17 protein-coding genes are annotated in these 17,145 nt (G+C 62.3%); 12 read left to right on the plus strand and 5 right to left on the minus strand.

Translation table 11 applies throughout. From position 1 onward, the window contains the following. Positions 1 to 10: 10 nt before the first annotated feature. Positions 11 to 1,366 (plus strand): aminotransferase class III-fold pyridoxal phosphate-dependent enzyme, encoded by a 1,356-nt coding sequence (locus ACFWXH_RS25385; RefSeq protein ID WP_379124081.1) that lies wholly within the window; start codon positions 11 to 13, stop codon positions 1,364 to 1,366. Positions 1,367 to 1,373: 7 nt separating this feature from the next. Here ACFWXH_RS25385 and ACFWXH_RS25390 read toward each other — a convergent pair whose 3' ends face one another. Then, complete coding sequence (locus ACFWXH_RS25390) at positions 1,374 to 2,249, minus strand: helix-turn-helix domain-containing protein (protein ID WP_379124415.1); 876 nt, start codon at positions 2,247 to 2,249, stop codon at positions 1,374 to 1,376. Between the two features lie 92 nt (positions 2,250 to 2,341). Here ACFWXH_RS25390 and ACFWXH_RS25395 point away from each other — a divergent pair, with 92 nt between their 5' ends. Both ACFWXH_RS25395 and ACFWXH_RS25400 read left to right on the plus strand, forming a co-directional pair. Beyond that, a complete protein-coding gene (locus tag ACFWXH_RS25395) occupies positions 2,342 to 3,880 on the plus strand; it encodes a 4-hydroxyphenylacetate 3-hydroxylase N-terminal domain-containing protein (RefSeq protein WP_054309608.1) in 1,539 nt (512 codons plus the stop codon). A 15-nt stretch (positions 3,881 to 3,895) separates the two neighbouring features. After that, the gene (locus tag ACFWXH_RS25400; protein ID WP_379124082.1) at positions 3,896 to 4,405 is read left to right on the plus strand and encodes a flavin reductase; all 510 of its coding nucleotides are present in this window, start codon (positions 3,896 to 3,898) and stop codon (positions 4,403 to 4,405) included. A 67-nt stretch (positions 4,406 to 4,472) separates the two neighbouring features. On the opposite strand, the gene hpaR is transcribed toward ACFWXH_RS25400, so the two are convergent. Then, a complete protein-coding gene (gene hpaR / locus ACFWXH_RS25405) occupies positions 4,473 to 4,877 on the minus strand; it encodes a homoprotocatechuate degradation operon regulator HpaR (protein WP_162839659.1) in 405 nt (134 codons plus the stop codon). A gap of 246 nt (positions 4,878 to 5,123) precedes the next feature. Here hpaR and ACFWXH_RS25410 point away from each other — a divergent pair, with 246 nt between their 5' ends. The 5 genes from ACFWXH_RS25410 to hpaH all read left to right on the plus strand — a co-directional run bounded on the left by ACFWXH_RS25410 (position 5,124) and on the right by hpaH (position 9,796). Then, complete coding sequence (locus ACFWXH_RS25410) at positions 5,124 to 5,510, plus strand: 5-carboxymethyl-2-hydroxymuconate Delta-isomerase (RefSeq protein WP_379124083.1); 387 nt, start codon at positions 5,124 to 5,126, stop codon at positions 5,508 to 5,510. Between the two features lie 13 nt (positions 5,511 to 5,523). Further along, the gene (gene hpaE, locus ACFWXH_RS25415; protein ID WP_379124084.1) at positions 5,524 to 7,041 is read left to right on the plus strand and encodes a 5-carboxymethyl-2-hydroxymuconate semialdehyde dehydrogenase; all 1,518 of its coding nucleotides are present in this window, start codon (positions 5,524 to 5,526) and stop codon (positions 7,039 to 7,041) included. 69 nt (positions 7,042 to 7,110) lie between these two features. Next, a complete protein-coding gene (hpaD, locus tag ACFWXH_RS25420) occupies positions 7,111 to 8,091 on the plus strand; it encodes a 3,4-dihydroxyphenylacetate 2,3-dioxygenase (RefSeq protein WP_054309603.1) in 981 nt (326 codons plus the stop codon). 29 nt (positions 8,092 to 8,120) lie between these two features. Continuing rightward, a complete protein-coding gene (locus ACFWXH_RS25425; protein WP_379124085.1) occupies positions 8,121 to 8,984 on the plus strand; it encodes a fumarylacetoacetate hydrolase family protein in 864 nt (287 codons plus the stop codon). Positions 8,985 to 8,995: 11 nt separating this feature from the next. Then, complete coding sequence (gene hpaH / locus ACFWXH_RS25430) at positions 8,996 to 9,796, plus strand: 2-oxo-hept-4-ene-1,7-dioate hydratase (RefSeq protein WP_379124416.1); 801 nt, start codon at positions 8,996 to 8,998, stop codon at positions 9,794 to 9,796. A gap of 47 nt (positions 9,797 to 9,843) precedes the next feature. On the opposite strand, the gene ACFWXH_RS25435 is transcribed toward hpaH, so the two are convergent. From ACFWXH_RS25435 to ACFWXH_RS25445, 3 genes are read right to left on the minus strand one after another with little or no spacing between them, the layout of a single operon-like run. Further along, a complete protein-coding gene (locus tag ACFWXH_RS25435; protein WP_379124086.1) occupies positions 9,844 to 11,076 on the minus strand; it encodes a styrene monooxygenase/indole monooxygenase family protein in 1,233 nt (410 codons plus the stop codon). 43 nt (positions 11,077 to 11,119) lie between these two features. Further along, positions 11,120 to 11,905: an SDR family oxidoreductase gene (locus tag ACFWXH_RS25440; protein ID WP_379124087.1), complete on the minus strand. Its 786-nt coding sequence runs from the start codon at positions 11,903 to 11,905 to the stop codon at positions 11,120 to 11,122. A 33-nt stretch (positions 11,906 to 11,938) separates the two neighbouring features. After that, positions 11,939 to 12,436, minus strand: a complete 498-nt coding sequence (locus ACFWXH_RS25445) for a flavin reductase family protein (protein WP_054309599.1) — start codon at positions 12,434 to 12,436, stop codon at positions 11,939 to 11,941. A gap of 174 nt (positions 12,437 to 12,610) precedes the next feature. On the opposite strand from ACFWXH_RS25445, the gene ACFWXH_RS25450 reads away from it, so the two are divergent. The 4 genes from ACFWXH_RS25450 (at position 12,611) to ACFWXH_RS25465 (ending at position 17,142) form a co-directional block, all read left to right on the plus strand. Next, entirely contained in the window at positions 12,611 to 13,597 is a 987-nt protein-coding gene (locus ACFWXH_RS25450) for a helix-turn-helix domain-containing protein (RefSeq protein ID WP_379124088.1), read from the plus strand. Between the two features lie 236 nt (positions 13,598 to 13,833). After that, a complete protein-coding gene (locus ACFWXH_RS25455; protein ID WP_379124089.1) occupies positions 13,834 to 14,937 on the plus strand; it encodes a hypothetical protein in 1,104 nt (367 codons plus the stop codon). 10 nt (positions 14,938 to 14,947) lie between these two features. Next, positions 14,948 to 16,864, plus strand: a complete 1,917-nt coding sequence (gene asnB, locus ACFWXH_RS25460; RefSeq protein WP_379124090.1) for an asparagine synthase (glutamine-hydrolyzing) — start codon at positions 14,948 to 14,950, stop codon at positions 16,862 to 16,864. A 23-nt stretch (positions 16,865 to 16,887) separates the two neighbouring features. Beyond that, positions 16,888 to 17,142 (plus strand): acyl carrier protein, encoded by a 255-nt coding sequence (locus tag ACFWXH_RS25465; RefSeq protein WP_379124091.1) that lies wholly within the window; start codon positions 16,888 to 16,890, stop codon positions 17,140 to 17,142. The last annotated feature ends 3 nt before the right edge of the window (positions 17,143 to 17,145 follow it).

A 17,145-nucleotide genomic window follows, 5' to 3' on the forward strand; every position in this document is an offset into this window, starting at 1 on the left:
GAGACTTCAGATGCGCGACACCAACTTTTTCGCCGAAAACAATGCCAAGCCGATCTGGCATCCAATGGCGCATCCTGCGGAGATGCGCGCATCGCCGCCGCGCGTGATCATGAAAGGCGAAGGTGCCCATGTCACCGATATCGAAGGGCGTACGGTGCTGGACGCCGTCGGCGGCCTGTGGAACGTCAATCTCGGCTACAGCAGCGATCCGATCAAGCAGGCGATCGCAGCCCAACTCGACACCCTCCCTTATTATTCGGGCTTCCGCGGCACCTCGACCGGCCCGTCGATCGAGCTCGCCTATGAGCTCTCGCAGTGGTTCGCGCCGGAAGGCATGGTGCGCACCTTCTTCACCTCGGGCGGTTCGGATTCCGTCGAGACCGCGCTGCGCCTTGCCCGTCAATACTGGAAAATCCGCGGCCAGGCCGATCGCACAAAATTCCTGGCGCTGAAGAAGGGCTATCACGGCACGCATTTCGGCGGCGCCTCGGTCAACGGCAATGCCAATTTCCGTCGCAACTACGAGCCGCTTCTGCCGGGCTGCTTCCACACGCCGGCGCCCTGGACCTATCGCAACCCGTTCGATGAAACCGATCCGGCCACGCTCGCCAGGCTGTGCGCGCGCGCCATCGAGGAAGAGATCGCCTTCCAGGGTGCCGACACCATCGCCGCCTTCATCATGGAACCGGTTCTCGGTGCCGGTGGCGTCATCGTGCCGCCGGAAACCTTCATGCCGCTGGTACGCGAGATCTGCGACCGGCACGACATCCTCCTGATCGCCGACGAAGTGGTGACGGCTTTCGGCCGCACCGGCGCCTGGTCAGGATCCCGGCTCTGGAACGTGAAGCCGGATTTCATGACCATCGCCAAGGCGATCACCTGCGGCTACTTCCCGCTCGGCGCCACGCTGATCGGACAGAAAGTGGCGGATGTCTTCGAAGCCGACAAGACCAGCTTCGGCGCCATCGGTCACGGCTACACCTATTCCGGCCATCCGGTTGGCTGTGCAGCGGGCCTTGCCGCGCTCGCCGAAACCAAACGTCTCGGCGTCAACGAAAACGCGGCAGCGCGCGGCGTTGAACTGGGCAAGGCGCTGGAAGCGCTGAAAGCCAAGCATGCGCTGGTCGGCGATGTACGCAGCAAGGGCCTGATGGGAGCGCTCGAACTGGTGTCCAATCGCGGCACCAAGAAAGCAGCCGACAAGAAGACCATGGCCAAGGTGGCCGATGCCGCCTACGACGCCGGCGTCATGCTGCGCGTATCGGGCAACATGATCATCCTCTCGCCGCCGCTCATCATCACCGCCGCCGACGTCGCCAGGATCGCGGAAGGTCTCGATGCCGGCCTGACGGCGGCGACCGCCTGAGCAGGCTTCAACCGGCGGAGGGACCTAGTCGCTCCCTCCGCCACGCCGCGGGCGACAAGCCTGTCGCCTTGCGGAAGAAACGCGAGAAATAGGCAGGGTCGTTGAAGCCCGTCTCGAAGGCGATGTCTTCAACCGAGCGGATGGTAAAGGCGAGCAGCCGCTTGGCTTCCACCAGGCGCCTTTCATTGACGGCTTGCCGCACCCCGGTGCCCAGCACTTGCTGGGCGGCCTTGTCGAGCAGGTGCCGTGTGGTGCCCAGTGTCTCGACAAAACGCTCCACCGGCCAGTCTTCACGAAAGTTCCGGTCGATGAGATGGCGCAGCCTGGCCGCCAGCGCGCCCGCCGCGGGAAGTTCGATCGGTTGCGGCCCGCTGCCCAGCCGCGCAATGCCGGAAAGCGCCACGGCGATCAGCGACGGCAGGATTTTGTCCATGCCTGGCAGCGCATCGGCATATTCCTCCTGGATTGCCTGGATACTGGTCTCCAGTTTTCGCCACAGCGTGTCGTCGCCGCGTCCGGTGATGAAAACCGGCCGGTCAAGTGGCAGCAACGTGTTCGCTGCGATTGCGGCGAGCGCATCGTCGGCAACCGAGACCACGATCGCGTCCGTGCCCGGCTCGATAATGAAGCCATGCACCACGCCGCTCGGCACGAAACTCACGGCGGGTGCTGCAAAATCTTCGGAAAACTGTTCGATCCGGTAATTACCGCGGCCGCTTGTCCAGAAGGTGATCTGGCCCATCTGCGGATGCTTGTGCGGCTGCACGCGGCCGCGATGGATACCTTCGCGCGCGAGAACGGTTTCGACGTGGAAGAAACCGACGTCGAGCGCGCGCGCGGGTTCGCCGTAGACGAAGAATTCAGGGATGAAGACCTGGCTCATGGCGCCCGAAAAAGTCCAAGCGGTTTTCAACTTTTGTCCATAAACCATCGCCCTGCCCGGCGCTACTCTCAACGCATCAAGGGAGGATCATGATGCGAGCAGAAGATTTCCGGGCCGACAAGACGCGCCCGTTCACAGGCGCCGAATATCTGGAAAGCCTGCGCGACGGCCGCGAGGTCTATATCAACGGCGAACGGATAACCGACGTCACCACCCATCCGGCGATGCGCAATTCGGTGCGCTCGCTCGCCCGTCTCTACGATGCTCTCCACGACCCCAAGCAGCAGGCTGTTCTCACTTCACCGACCGATACCGGCTCGGGTGGCTATACCCACAAATACTTCCGCGTCGCCCATTCACCGGCCGACCTCGTCGCACAGCAGGGTGCCATCGCCCATTGGGCGCGCATGACCTATGGCTGGATGGGGCGCACCGCCGACTACAAGGCGGCGCTGATGAACACGCTGGGCGCCAATGCCGACTGGTACGGCCCGTTCAAGGACAACGCTCGCGCCTGGCACAAGCGGGCGCAAGAATCCGTCCTGTTCATGAACCATGCCATCGTCAATCCGCCGATCGATCGCCACAAGCCGGCCGAACAGGTGAAGGATGTCTTCGTCCACATCACCAAGGAGAACGATGCGGGTATCTGGGTCTCCGGCGCCAAGGTGGTGGCAACCTCGTCGGCGCTGACCCACTACAATTTCCTGGCGCAGAGTTCCGCCACGGTGACGGAAGATCCCTCGCTTTCGGTGATGTTCATCGTGCCTATGAATGCGCCGGGCGTGAAGATGTTCTGCCGCGTTTCCTACGAGCAGACGGCCAACACGGTCGGCCACCCCTTCGATTATCCATTGTCGTCCCGCTTCGACGAGAACGACGCCATTCTAGTGCTCGACAATGTCTTCGTGCCCTGGGAGGACGTTCTCGTGCTGCGCGACGCGCAGAAGATCCTCTCGTTCCACCCCGCTTCCGGCTTCATGCACGGCTATTGCTTCCAGGGCTGCACACGTTTTGCCGTGAAGCTCGATTTCCTGGCCGGCCTGCTTGCAAAGGCGTTGCGCGCCACTGGCGGCGATGCCTTCCGCGGCAACCAGGCGGCACTCGGTGAAGTGATCGCGCTGCGCCACATGTTCTGGAGCTTCTCCAACGCAATGGCCTATAACCCGATCCCATGGGCAGGCGGTGCCGTGCTGCCGAACATGGAAGCTGCGCTCGCCTACCGCACCTTCATGTCCGAGGCCTATCCGCGCGTCATCGAGACGGTACGTAAGGTCGTCGCGTCCGGCCTGATCTACCTGCCTTCCTCCGCCAAGGATTTCGGCAATCCCGACATCGACCGCTACCTGGCGCAATATGTGCGGGGTTCCGACAACATGGGGCACATCGAGCGCATCAAGATCATGAAGCTGCTTTGGGACGCCACCGGCACAGAGTTCGGCGGCCGCCACGCGCTTTATGAACTCAACTATGCCGGCGCCCAGGAAGAGGTCCGGCTGCAGGTTCTGAAGGGCGCCGAGCGCGGTGGCCGGCTTAAGCAGATGGAAGAACTCGTCGACACCTGCATGGCCGACTATGACGAGAACGGCTGGACCGGCAACACCTGGCTGCCGCCGTTAGGCGACGATTGAGCATGAGGACCAGCCATGCAACCGCAGGTCTCGAGACTGGAATTTCGTGACGCCATGGCGCGTGTCTGCGCGCCCGTCAACATCGTCACAACGGATGGACCGGCCGGTCGCGGCGGCTTTACCGCGACGGCCATGTGCAGTGTTTCCGACGATCCGCCAACCTTGCTCATCTGCATGAACGAGCGCTCGGGGCAGACGGGAATGTTCCTCGACAACCGACGTTTCTGCGTCAACGTGCTGACGCAGGCACACATGCATCTGGCCTCGAAATTCGCTGGCGCCATCCGGGACATGGCCGAGCGCTACCAGGCAGCGACCTGGCAGACCATGCCGTCCGGCATGCCGGCGCTGCTCGACGCCATCGTTTCGTTCGATTGCGAGATCGGCGACGTCAACAAGGTTGGTACGCACAATGTGATGTTCGGCCGCGTCGTCGACATCCGCCACGGCAGCGGCGAAGCGGCACTGCTTTACGTCGACCGCAACTATTCGCAGCCGATGGCGCTCGGCAGTTTCGGTGGGTGAGAAACGGGCCACGATGGCGGATGGTCGAACGAGGCTCGCAGCCGCTCGATCCCCAAAGAGAAAAAACTCAGCCTTCGCTGCTCTCCGACTGGATCAGGCTTTCCAGCATGTCGAGGAGCTGTTCGTACTGCTCGGCGCCATATCGTCCCTCGATCGCCTCGTAGATGGCGATGCGCTCGGGAGCCAGGTCCTCGATCAGCGCCACGCCGCTTGGCGTGATGGCAAGCAGCGCGCGCCGGCCATCGTCCTTTACCCGATTGCGGGTGATGAGCCGGCGCTCCTCCAGCGCCTTGATGATGCGTGTGAGACTCGGCGGCAGGATCGAAGCGCGGCCGGCAAGTTCGGTTGCCTCGAGCGGCCCGGTCTCGGCCAGCACGCGCAAAACGCGCCACTGCTGTTCGGTGATGTCGTGCCGGGCCAGCATCGGCCGAAAATGTGCCATGATCACTTCGCGGGCACGCAGAAGCGTCATCGGCAGGGAGCGTCGTGTGGAAGGCGGCAGCAAGATGGCGTCTCCGCTCTGGTTCCGTCTGTTTCACGAACCGGCACACGCGCTACGCGCAGTCGGCTTTTAAGCGCTATATCCGCGATTTTGGCGGCACCGGCAATCCCGCCGCGAGCGGATGGCACAACCCATTCAACAGCGCTTGACTTTCATCGGTCAAGATGTAATTCACATGTTAATTACAAACAGTCGACTTTATAGTGGAGGAACGCCGTGCCCCACATGGCGATCGAATATTCCGCGAACCTCGATGAAACGGTCGATATCCAAGGCCTGTGCACGTTGGTGGCGGACACGATCCTGGAAACGGGTCTGTTCGAGATCGGCGCCATCCGTGTGCGGGCATTTCGCGCGGAAGCCTACGCGATCGCCGACCGGCTGCCTCAGAACGGCTTCATCGACATGAATTTCCGCATCGGCAAGGGCCGCACAGCGGAAGAAAAGAAGCGCACCGGCGAGGCCATCTTCGCCGCCGTGTCACAACGGCTGGTACCGCTGTTTGCCACCCCTCATTTCGCGCTGTCGCTCGAGATCCGCGAGATCGACGCCGAACTGAGCTGGAAGAAGAATGCGATCCACCCGCGACTGCGCGGCAAGTAACGAGGACGAAAGCATGAGCGCACTGGACGACAATCTGCGCAAGGCAAGCGCCTATCTTGAACGCTTCAAGCGCGACGGCGTGCTCAATCATATCGCCGGCGAGGCAGTACCGGCCGCCGACGGCACGACCTTCGAAACGATCTCGCCAGTCGACCTGAAGCCGCTGGCCAAGGTGGCGCACGGCAAGGCCGCCGACATCGACCGCGCCGCCAAGGCAGCGAAAGCCACATTCCGCGACTGGGCGGCCATGTCGGGCGATGCCCGCAAGAAGTTGCTGCACAAGATCGCTGATGCCATCGTCGCGCGCGCCGAGGAAATCGCCTTCGTCGAATGCATGGACACCGGGCAGTCGCTGAAATTCATGGCCAAGGCGGCACTGCGCGGCGCCGAGAACTTCCGCTTCTACGCCGACCGTGCACCACAGGCACGCGACGGCCGCACCCTGCAGGACGCCGGCCAGGTCAACATGACGACACGCGTGCCGATCGGCCCTGTCGGTGTCATCACGCCCTGGAACACCCCCTTCATGCTGTCGACCTGGAAGATCGCGCCGGCGCTGGCCGCCGGCTGCACGATCGTCCACAAGCCGGCGGAGTTCTCGCCGCTGAGCGCGCGTCTCCTGGTCGAGATCGCCGAAGAGGCCGGTCTGCCCAAGGGTGTGTGGAACCTCGTCAACGGCCTCGGCGAAGATGCCGGCAAGTCACTGACCGAGCACCCCGACATCAAGGCCATCGGTTTCGTCGGCGAGAGCCGCACCGGCTCCATGATCATGAAGCAGGGCGCCGATACGCTGAAGCGCGTGCATTTCGAACTGGGTGGCAAGAACCCGGTCATCGTCTTCGCCGACGCCGATCTGGAACGTGCGGCGGATGCCGCGGTCTTCATGATCTATTCGCTCAATGGCGAACGCTGCACCTCTTCGTCGCGCCTGCTGGTCGAGGCTTCCATCCACGACAAGTTCACCGCGCTGGTTGCCGAGAAGGCCAAGCGTATCAAGATCGGCCATCCGCTCGATCCCGAGACGGTGGTCGGCCCGCTGATCCACCCCGTGCACGAGAAGAAGGTGCTCTCCTACATCGAGATCGCCAAGTCGGAAGGCGTCACCATCGCTGCCGGCGGCACCAAGTTCGATGGTCCTGGCGGCGGCTGCTATATCGCCCCCACCCTCTTCACCGGCGCCAACAATTCGATGCGCGTCGCCCGCGAAGAGATCTTCGGCCCTGTGCTCACCGCCATCCCGTTCAAGGACGAGGCAGAAGCGCTGGCAATCGCCAACGACACCGATTACGGCCTCACCGGCTATCTGTGGACGTCCGACGTGACACGCGCCTTCCGCTTCACCGAAGCGCTGGAAGCCGGCATGATCTGGGTGAATTCCGAGAATGTGCGCCATCTGCCGACACCATTCGGTGGCGTGAAGAATTCCGGTATCGGCCGCGACGGCGGTGACTGGTCGTTCGACTTCTACATGGAAACCAAGAACATCGCTTTCGCGACCAAGCCGCACGCCATCCAGAGGCTTGGCGGCTGACGCCCTGCCGCGCGGCTTCGCCATGCCGCGCAGCCAGGCCGCGCAGCGACACATACGAGGAGGAACCCGATGCCTTTGCCGCAACCCAATCTCTATCCCGCTTTCAACATCGTGCGGCTGAGCCATGTCGAACTTGCCGTCACGGACCTGGCGAAATCCCGCGCGTTCTATGTCGATACGCTCGGCCTGCAGGTGACTGACGAGAGCAAAGACGCCATCTACCTGCGTGCGCTGGAGGAGCGTGGCCATCACTGCATCGTTTTGCGCAAGGCCGACAAGGCGGAAGCCTGCGACCTCGGCTTCAAGCTGTACAGCGAGGAAGACCTCGACAAGGCCGAGCATTTCTTCAAGGCCAAGGGCCTGCCGGTGGAGTGGGTCGAGCGGCCCTACCAGTCGCGCACTTTCCGCACACGCGATCCGCACGGCATTCCGCTCGAATTCTATTCCAAGATGGACCGTCTGCCGCCCATCCATCAGAAATATGCCCTCTACAAGGGCGTGAAGCCGCTGCGCATCGACCACTTCAATTGCTATTCGCCGAATGTCGATGAATCGGTTGCCTTCTACAACGAGCTCGGCTTCCGCGTGACCGAATACACGGAAGACGCCGAGACCGGAAAGTTGTGGGCCGCCTGGACGCACCGCAAGGGCGGCGTGCACGACATCGCCTTCACCAACGGCCGCGGCCCGCGCCTGCACCATGTCGCCTTCTGGGTGCCGACGCCGCTCAACATCATCGATCTGCTCGATCTGATGGCCACCACCGGCTACATCGGCAACATCGAACGCGGCCCTGGCCGCCACGGCATTTCGAACGCCTTCTTCCTCTACGTCCGCGACCCCGACAACCATCGCATCGAGATCTATTGCTCGGATTACCAGACGGTCGATCCCGATCTTGAGCCCATCAAGTGGGACCTGAAGGATCCGCAGCGGCAGACCTTGTGGGGGGCACCTGCGCCGCGTTCCTGGTTCGAGGAAGGCAGCGTGTTCGCCGGCGTCGAGCCGCGCGACCCCGATCTCGCCGCTTCGCCGATCATCGCGCCCTGACCGATATCGACGTAGGTAAGGAGCCGGGCATGAACGGACGCATCGCCACATTCACCGCAGGCGGCAAGACGCGCTACGGCGCCATCACCGATAACGGTGCCGTTGATCTTTCCAGCCGCTATGGCGGCCAATGGCCAACGCTGCGGGAAGTCATCGAAGCCGGTGCCTTGCGCCGCCTGGCAGAAGAAGCGGCCGGCTTGCCGGCCGACTTCTCGCTCTCCGACATCGCCTATGAGATCCCGGTGCCGATGCCGGAAAAGCTGATCTGCGTTGGCGTCAATTTTCCCGACCGCAACGAAGAGTACAAGGACGGCCAGGCCGCGCCTTCCAACCCTTCGCTGTTCATCCGCTTTCCGCGTTCCTTCGTCGGCCATGGGGCCAATCTGGTGCGCCCACCGGAATCACCGCAGCTCGACTATGAGGGCGAGATCGTCATCGTCATCGGCAAGGGCGGTCGCCGCATTCCGGAAGCAAGCGCACTCGACCACATCGCAGCGCTTTCGCTGTGCAACGAAGGCACGATCCGCGACTGGGTCCGGCACGCCAAATTCAACGTCACTCAGGGCAAGAATTTCGACCGTACCGGTTCGATCGGCCCCTGGCTCGTGCCGTTCACCGATGAGGCGCAGATCGCCGACATCAAGCTGGAAACGCGTGTCAACGGCGAGGTTCGCCAGAGCGATCGCACCAGCCGCATGATCTTCTCTTTCCGCAAGATCATCGCCTATATTTCGACCTTCACGACCCTGGTGCCGGGCGATGTCATCGTCACCGGAACCCCGACCGGCGCCGGCGCCCGTTTCGACCCGCCGATCTGGCTGAAGCCTGGCGACGTTATCGAGGTCGAGGCCGAGGGCATCGGCATCCTGCGCAACGGAGTTGTTGACGAGTGAGCGCGACGACCATGACACCCGCCGAAATCGACGATGCCGCGACACGCCTGTTCGAGGCCGAACGCAGCCGGCGCCAGATCCGCCTGCTCAGCCTCGATTTCCCGAACGCCACCATGGACGACGCCTACAAAGTGCAGGCAGCTCTGGTGAAGAAAAAGAGCGAAGCCGGCGCAGTCACCAAGGGCTGGAAGATCGGCCTGACCTCCAAGGCCATGCAGTCGGCGCTCAACATCAATATCCCGGATTCCGGCATTCTGTTCGATGACATGTTCTTCGCCGACGGCGGAACGGTTCCCGCCGATCGCTTCATCCAGCCGCGCATCGAGGCCGAGATCGCCTTTGTCATGAAGGCGTCGCTGCGCGGCCCGAACGTGACCATCTTCGATGTGCTGAATGCCACCGACTACATCACGCCGGCGCTGGAAATCCTCGACACGCGCATCGAGCGCACCAACAAGGAAGCCGGCAAGGCCCGCACCTTCTTCGACACCATCTCCGACAACGCCGCCAATGCCGGTATCGTGCTCGGCGGACGGCCGATCCGTCCACTTGACGCCGACATGCGCTGGATCGGCGCTATCGTCTCGCGCAATGCCGAGGTTGAGGAAACCGGCCTGGGCGCCGGCGTGCTGAACCATCCGGCCATGGGCATTGTCTGGCTGGTCAACCGGCTGCACGCCTACGGGATGGGGATCGCCGCCGGTGAAGTCGTTTTGTCGGGTTCCTTCGTGCGCCCGGTCGAAGCGCGGCATGGTGACACCATCGCCGCCGACTTCGGTCCCTATGGAACCATCAGCGTCTACTTCGAATAAGAGCTTCCACGCGGCATGACTGGTAACCCGGCCATGCCGCTGAAAGATCAAGCCGCCAGTTGCTGCAGGTAACGGTCGGCTTCTTCGGGCACGGCGAACCAGGGGAACAGGTCCGGCGGGTTGTTGAAGCCGTTGGCTATTCTCCTGGCGAGCGCTGGATAGGCCTGTGCCGACCCCATGATGTTGAGCACATGCGGCGGTGGCGGCGTCAGCATCGCATTCGTCCAGCCGACGACATATTGCGCATAGTGCCAATAGCGGTCGAAGGCCGCCTGCATGAAGGCGGCGTCGAACGGCCGGTCGCCATGCGCCAGAATGGCGTCCATATAGATCCTCGCCGCTTTCGAAGCGTTGTTCGATCCCTGCCCGGTGATGGGATCGTTGAGGCAGACGGCATCCGCGAGACCGAGCACCAGCCGGCCTGAAGGCAGGTGCCCGACAGGCTTGCGCACGGTGGGCGGGAATGCTCCTGACAGGATACCGTTGGCATCGGTCAGTTCGACGTTGCGGCAGCGATCCGCTTCCCAGGGCAGGAATGTATCTAGGATCCATTTCGACCGCGCCAGATGTTCCTGCGGTGAAGTCACGTCCTTCCAGCAATCCATCGGCCCGCCGGGAATGCCTTCCAGCACCATGATCTCGCAAGCACCCGAATTGGTCAGCGCCGGAAAGACGAAATATTCACCGACGCCGGGGATCAGATTGAAATTGACCGCCGAATGGTCCGGCCGCGGCACCATGCCATGGACATAGGTCAGTGCCAGCGCGCGCTGCGGCTTATCGAAGGGGGATTTTTCCGCGTCGCGCTCGAACAGCTTGGCAATGTCGCCCTTGCCTGCGGCAACGATGGTGAGGTCAGACGACGCAGCGTAGGTCTCGAGATCGGCGATGCCGGCTTCCTTGATTTCCAGCGTGCCACCACGCCGCTCGAATTCGCTCATCCAGACCGGGATCTTCACGCGCTGGTCAACACTTTGCGCCGGCTTGTCGAGTTTGCCGTTCCAGTCGATCGCCTTGGCGCCAGGCTGATCCGGCGATGGTACGACGAAATTGATGGAATCGACGGTCGGGCACTCCTTTTCCCAGAAATTGAGGCCAATCTCCCTTTCGTTCTGCAAGGCGGTGTCGAACATGCATTGGCTGGACAGAACCTTGCCGGTGCGCATGTCTTCCGCCGTCCGGTTCTGGACGACCTTCACCTCGTAGCCGTGCTGAAGCAGGCCGCAGGCGAGCTGCAGGCCCGCCTGCCCTCCTCCTAAAATCGTGATGCGCTTGCTCATCGTCGTTCTCTTCCCTTGTTTCTCTTTGCAGCGCTTGCCAGGCTTATTCCATCAAAAGCGGGATGGCCGGATCGATGCGTTCCGGCCCCATCGCCGTGTAGCCGCCGTCGACACGGATATCGGTGCCGGTGATGAAACTCGCCGCATCGGAAAGCAGAAATGCCACTGCTTCCGCGACTTCCGCCGGGTCGCCGGTACGCCTCAGCAGATGGAAAGGAGCCGCTACCCCGTCGGTCTTCGGTCGGTTGTCATTGGACAGCTGGCGCATGATGTTGCTCCAGGTCCAGCCTGGCGACACCGCATTGACGCGGATGCCGTCGGCTGCGAGATCGAGTGCCTGGTTGCGGGTCAGTTGCAGGATCGCTGCCTTGGAAACCGGGTAGGCCCAGCGTCCGACCTGGGCGACACGCGCCGAGATCGAACCGAAATTGACGATCGCGCCCTTGGTCTTGGCCAGATGCGGACGCGCCTCCTGCATCAGCACCACCGAACCGACAACATTGACATCGAACGCTTTCAGCCATTCGCTGCGCGTGGTTTCTGCACCATTGTCGAGATAGGTGGCAGCGACATTGACCAGGAAGTCCAGCCGGCCATGACGTTTCACCGTCGCCTCGACGAGAGCCTTGATGTCTTCGTCGCTGGTGATGTCGGTGCGGATGAAACTGGCCTTGGCGCCGATCCGACTGGCGACCGCCTCACCATCCGCTTCGTTGATATCGGCGATGACGACGTTGACGCCGTAGCCTGCAAGAACCGCTGCGCAGCCTTCGCCGATCAGCGTGGCCCCACCTGAAATGATCGCCGTCTTTCCGTTCAAACCCTTCATCGATCTTCTCCCAGCTCGTTTCGATCCATTGGTTCAGGCAGCGGACCGGACATGCCCGACCGCCGAGAAACCGCCTTCGACATAGACCAGCGATTGCCCGTCCCCGAGCACCGTCTCCACCACATGACCGATCAGGATCACATGGGTCGTGTGCTCGACGACCTGTTCCAACCGGCATTCGAACGAGGCGAGCGCCCCGCGCACGACCGGAACGCCGGTCACTCCCGAATGCCAATCGCCAATGCCGAACCGCTCGCCCGCCGCGAGCTCGGTCTGGCCGGCGAAGGTGCGCGCAACGTCTTCCTGCAGATGCGACAGCACATTGATCGCGAACACGCCGGAATCCGGCACGAATTGCGCCACCCAGGTCTTGCGGTTGACGCAGGCGACCAGCGAAGGCGGCTCGGTCGACAAAGAGCACACGGCCGTTGCGGTAAGGCCGCGCCGCTCCCCGTCGCTGCCCGTCGTGGTGATCACGGAGACGGCGCCTGCGACCTTGCGCATGCCGGCGATGAAAGGCGCGGACGACATAGGCTCCTCCAGATATTCCCCGTCCGACGCGTTACCCCGACTTTGGCGGGACTCGCGTTTCTTTTAGACTTCAACTAGATTAAGACTGAGGTGGAAGCGCCGTGGCCGCAATCCAATACGCGCAAAGACTATCCAGAATGCGCGGCCGTACGGGGTGAATGGGAAGGCTGCCGCATGGACGCAGTCAATCTGAGATCGCCGCTGGCCCGGCACGCCCTGGTGGACACGTTTTCACCGGAGGAAGCGCGCCAGGAGATCGGCCGCATCTTCTGCCCGCATTTCCTGTCGCCGCGCCAGGCCAACGCCGCCGGCTTCCACGCCGTTCATCGCGCCTCGCGACAGCGCGGCTATTCGCTGAATTTCGTTGGCTATGGCTCGGAAGTCGAAATCGACCCCGGCGAACTCTCGTCCTTCTTCCTGCTGCAGATCCCCCTTGCCGGCTCGGCCGAAGTCCGTTGCGGCACCACCACGGCCCAGGCGCGCCCGGGTCATATCGCCTCGCTGCTGTCGCCGACGTTGCCGACCCGCATGCGCTGGTCCGACGGCTGCGCCAAGCTGATCGTGCTGATCGAGCGTGAAGTCATGCAAAGGCAATGCGCCGAATTGGCGGATCGCGCCGTCGACAAGGTCGAGTTCGAGACGGCCGTCGACCTGTCGAGCCTTGCGGGACGGCTGGCACTCAATCATGTCGGCCTGATGCTGGAAAGTGTCGAGAACGGCAATGCCGCGTTCGGCACCTATCTGGCGAGGCTCGGGGAAAGCCTGTCTTCCCTGCTGCTTTCTTCGCTTGCCCATTCGCAACGCACGGCGCTCGATGCGCCGGCTCCAGCGGCGGCATCATCCACCATCGGTCGGGCACAGGATTGGATCCGCGCCAACATCGAACGAGACTTCAGCGTCGGCGACATCGCCATGGCGGTCGACGTCAGCCTGCGCTCGCTGCAGGAGACAGTACGCCGCCACAATGGAACGACACTGGTGCAGATGATCGAGGCCGTCCGCCTCGATCATTTCCGCTCGCTACTCAACGATCCTCAAAGCAGACGATCCGTGACCGAACTGGCTGGCCAGGCCGGCCTCGGGCATCTCGGCCGCGCTGCAGCTGCCTATCGCCGCAGATATGGTGAAACGCCGTCCCAGACGGTGCGTCGCAGCCGGTGATTTGAAACCAGCATCGACTTTTGCCCCCACAAATGAGCCCAGGTGCCGAAAGGGCTTCTGAAGAACACTCTTCTTGGGACGTCTTAAGCATCTGTTCGCCAAGCTTCACATCTTCTTCCAAACTATGGCGCTGCCAATCATTTGGTTAGAAGTTGCTGATACGACGCTGCCCATACGTAAAGCTGTGCTCGCGATTGGAAGCGTAGACGTGTTCAGGATTGGCCGAGGCGACAAGCATGCCTGAGATCAGACCGGTAACGGCTCAGGATCTGCCGGCCGTCGCAGCGCTGTTTCAGCGGCTCCTGCGCAGCAACGGCGTGGACCCGCGCGCCCTCGCCGATTATCTGAAGACACTGTTCCTCGAAGGTCCGAATTACGATCCAGAACTGGCCTCCAAGGTCCACGTGCGTGACGACGGCACCGTGAGCGGTTTCTTCGGCATCTTCCCGCTTGCGATGGAACATGCCGGCAGGACGCTGCGCGCAGCCGTCTGCGGCACCTTTATGGTGGATGCCCGCAAAGACGACCCCTTCGCCGGTGCCCGACTGTTGCGGGATGTCCTCTCCGGTCCACAGGATCTCTCCTTCACCGAAACCTCGAACGACCTGTCGACAGCTCTCTGGCAGAAGGTGAACGGGCATATCCTGCCGGACTACAGCCTCGAATGGCTGCGCATCCTGCGTCCTGTTTCGTTTGTCGCGGACAGCGTCGCAAAGCGTGTGCCTGGGGCAAGGCTTCTCACGCCTCTTCTCCGGCCCTTCGATGCGCTGGCGCAGCGTGCCAAATCAGACTGGTACGGTTATGTGCCGGAGGTCAGTCGCGCGGACGCATTCACCGATGGCGACGTCAGCGAGGACGAAGCCGCCGAGATTATCCCGACATTCCTGCGCCAGTTCGCGTTGCGGCCGCAGTGGGATGCTGAACGCCTGCGCTATATGCTGGCCGAGGCTCGCCGGAAGGTTATCCATGGTGAAAGGGTGCTGCGGGTTGTTCGCGCCCGCTCGAACGGCGCACCAATCGGCTTGTTCCTCTACTACGGCGACAGGGGGCGTCTCGGTCGCGTCGTCCAGGTCCTATCACTGCCTGGTCGCGAAGGACTCGTGATCGACCGGATGATGCGTCATGCCGACTCACGGAACATGCCGGCGTTGCGCGGACGCACGCAGCCTGCGCTTCTCGGCGCCATGATGGGACGCAAGATCGCATTCGTGCATGCCGCATCCACCATCGTTCATTCTCGCGACCCGAAACTGATCGAGGCCTTTACCAGCGGGCAGGCCTTCGTCAACGGTCTTGCCGGAGAAGGTTGGACTCGTCTGATCGGCGACCGCTTCACATGACGGTGGCCTGATGTGCGGGGTGGCGGGGTATTTCGGAAAGGGTGTAGCGCCGGCTGAAGCGAAGGCGCTGCTGGCTCGCATGACGAGGCAACTCTCTCATCGGGGTCCGGACGACAGTGGCATCCATATCGATGGCGAGGCCGGGCTGGCGCATCGACGGCTGTCGATCGTCGGTCTCTCCGACGGCCACCAGCCGATGTCCGGTCCGTCCGACAATCTGGTGATCTCCTACAATGGCGAGATCTTCAACTATGTCGAACTGCGGAATGAGCTGATCGCCAAGGGCCGGCAATTCCGCACCCGGTCGGACACCGAGGTGATCCTGCAACTCTACGACGAGAAGGGCCTGGATTGCCTTGATGAACTCAATGGCGATTTCGCCTTCGCGCTTTGGGATGCACGTCAGGGACGCATGATTCTGGCTCGCGATCGCATGGGCGTGCGCCCGCTGTTTTACACACAGCGCAGCGACACGCTGTTCTTCGCATCCGAGATCAAGGCGCTGCTCGCTGTCCCGGGCATCGAGGCGAGGCTCGACCCGCTTGCACTAGACCAGATCTTCACCTTGTGGACGCCGCTTGCTCCCCGTACCGCATTCCAGGGCATTTCGGAATTGCCGCCCGGTCACCTGATGATCGTGGAAAGTGGACGCGTCGAACAGCGCGCCTGGTGGCGGCAGACCTATCTCGATGCCGGTGATATCCGGCCGCGATCCGACGCGGTCGAAGAGCTGCGGGCATTGCTCGACGACGCCACCCGCATTCGGCTTCGTGCCGACGTGCCTGTCGGCTCCTATCTTTCCGGCGGTCTGGATTCTTCTCTTGTGTCGGCGCTCGCCGCTCGCACGCACCCCGAAAGGCTCAGAACCTTTTCGCTGGGCTTCGACAGCGAAGAACACGACGAGAGCAAATGGCAGGCCGTGATGGCCTCAGAGCTCGGCGTGGAACACACTACTGCCCGTTGCTCCGCCAGCGATATCTCGGGCTTGTTCCCATCCGTCATACGACATGTCGAACGGCCGATCCTGCGCACGGCGCCGGCGCCACTCGCCAAGCTCTCGGCACTGGTGCACGACAACGGCATAAAGGCAGTGCTCACCGGTGAAGGCGCGGATGAATTGTTTGCCGGGTACGATATTTTCCGCGAAGCGAAACTGCGCCGCTTCTGTGGCCGCCAGCCCAACTCGAAGTTCCGGCCATTGCTGTTCCAGCGGCTCTATCCCTATCTGCCTGGCCTGCAGCGGCAATCGCCGGAATATCTGGCCCGCTTCTTCGGTGCCGACGACGACCGCATCGACGATCTCCTCTATTCGCATCGGCCGCGCTTCCGCTCGACAGGTGCCGCCAAACTTTTCTTTTCATCTGAACTCAAGCAGGAGCTCGGCGACTATGATGGGACCGCGGAGCTGGCCTCCATGCTGCCGTCGGATTTTTCCCGCTGGCATCCATTGCATCAGGCCCAATATCTGGAAACGACGTTCCTTCTGCCGGGCTACATCCTTTCCGCGCAGGGCGATCGCGTCATGATGGCAAACAGTGTGGAAGGCCGCTTTCCGTTCCTCGACCCGCGCATCATCGACTTTGCTGCGGGCTTGTCTCCGGACATGAAGCTGCACGGCCTGCGGGAGAAGCATATTCTCAAGCAGTCTGCGAAAGGCCTGGTTCCCGAGGCGATCATCGAGCGGCCGAAGCAGCCCTATCGCGCGCCGGACAGCCAGGCCTTTGCGGCAACGCCCCCGCGTTATCTGGCAGACGTACTCTCCGGGGCCGCCATCACCAAAGGCGGCTTCTTCAACGCTACAGCGGTCGAAAAACTGAAAAACAAGGTCTTGCATCAGGAGACGGCCAGCTTCCGGGACGATACCGCTTTTGTGGGCATCGTTTCGACCCAGCTTTGGCTGGACAGCTTCTCCACGAAGACCGATTGATGGAAAACACCGGGACAGAGACCATGGCAGATGACACCAAAACGGCGATCCGCGCCTTCATCATCGAGAACTTTCTGTTTGGCGACGACAACCACCCGTTGCCCGATGATATGTCGCTGATCGACAACGACCTTGTCGATTCCACAGGCATCCTCGAACTGGTCGGCCACATCGAGAAAGAGTTCGGCTTCAAGGTCGAAGACCGCGAGATCGTTCCGGCTAATCTCGATTCGATCGCCCGCATCGTCGCCTACATCGACGGCAAACGAGCCAAGTAAAGG

This window comes from Mesorhizobium sp. NPDC059054 (assembly GCF_042739215.1).
In the GTDB taxonomy this organism is placed as follows: Bacteria; Pseudomonadota; Alphaproteobacteria; order Rhizobiales; family Rhizobiaceae; genus Mesorhizobium.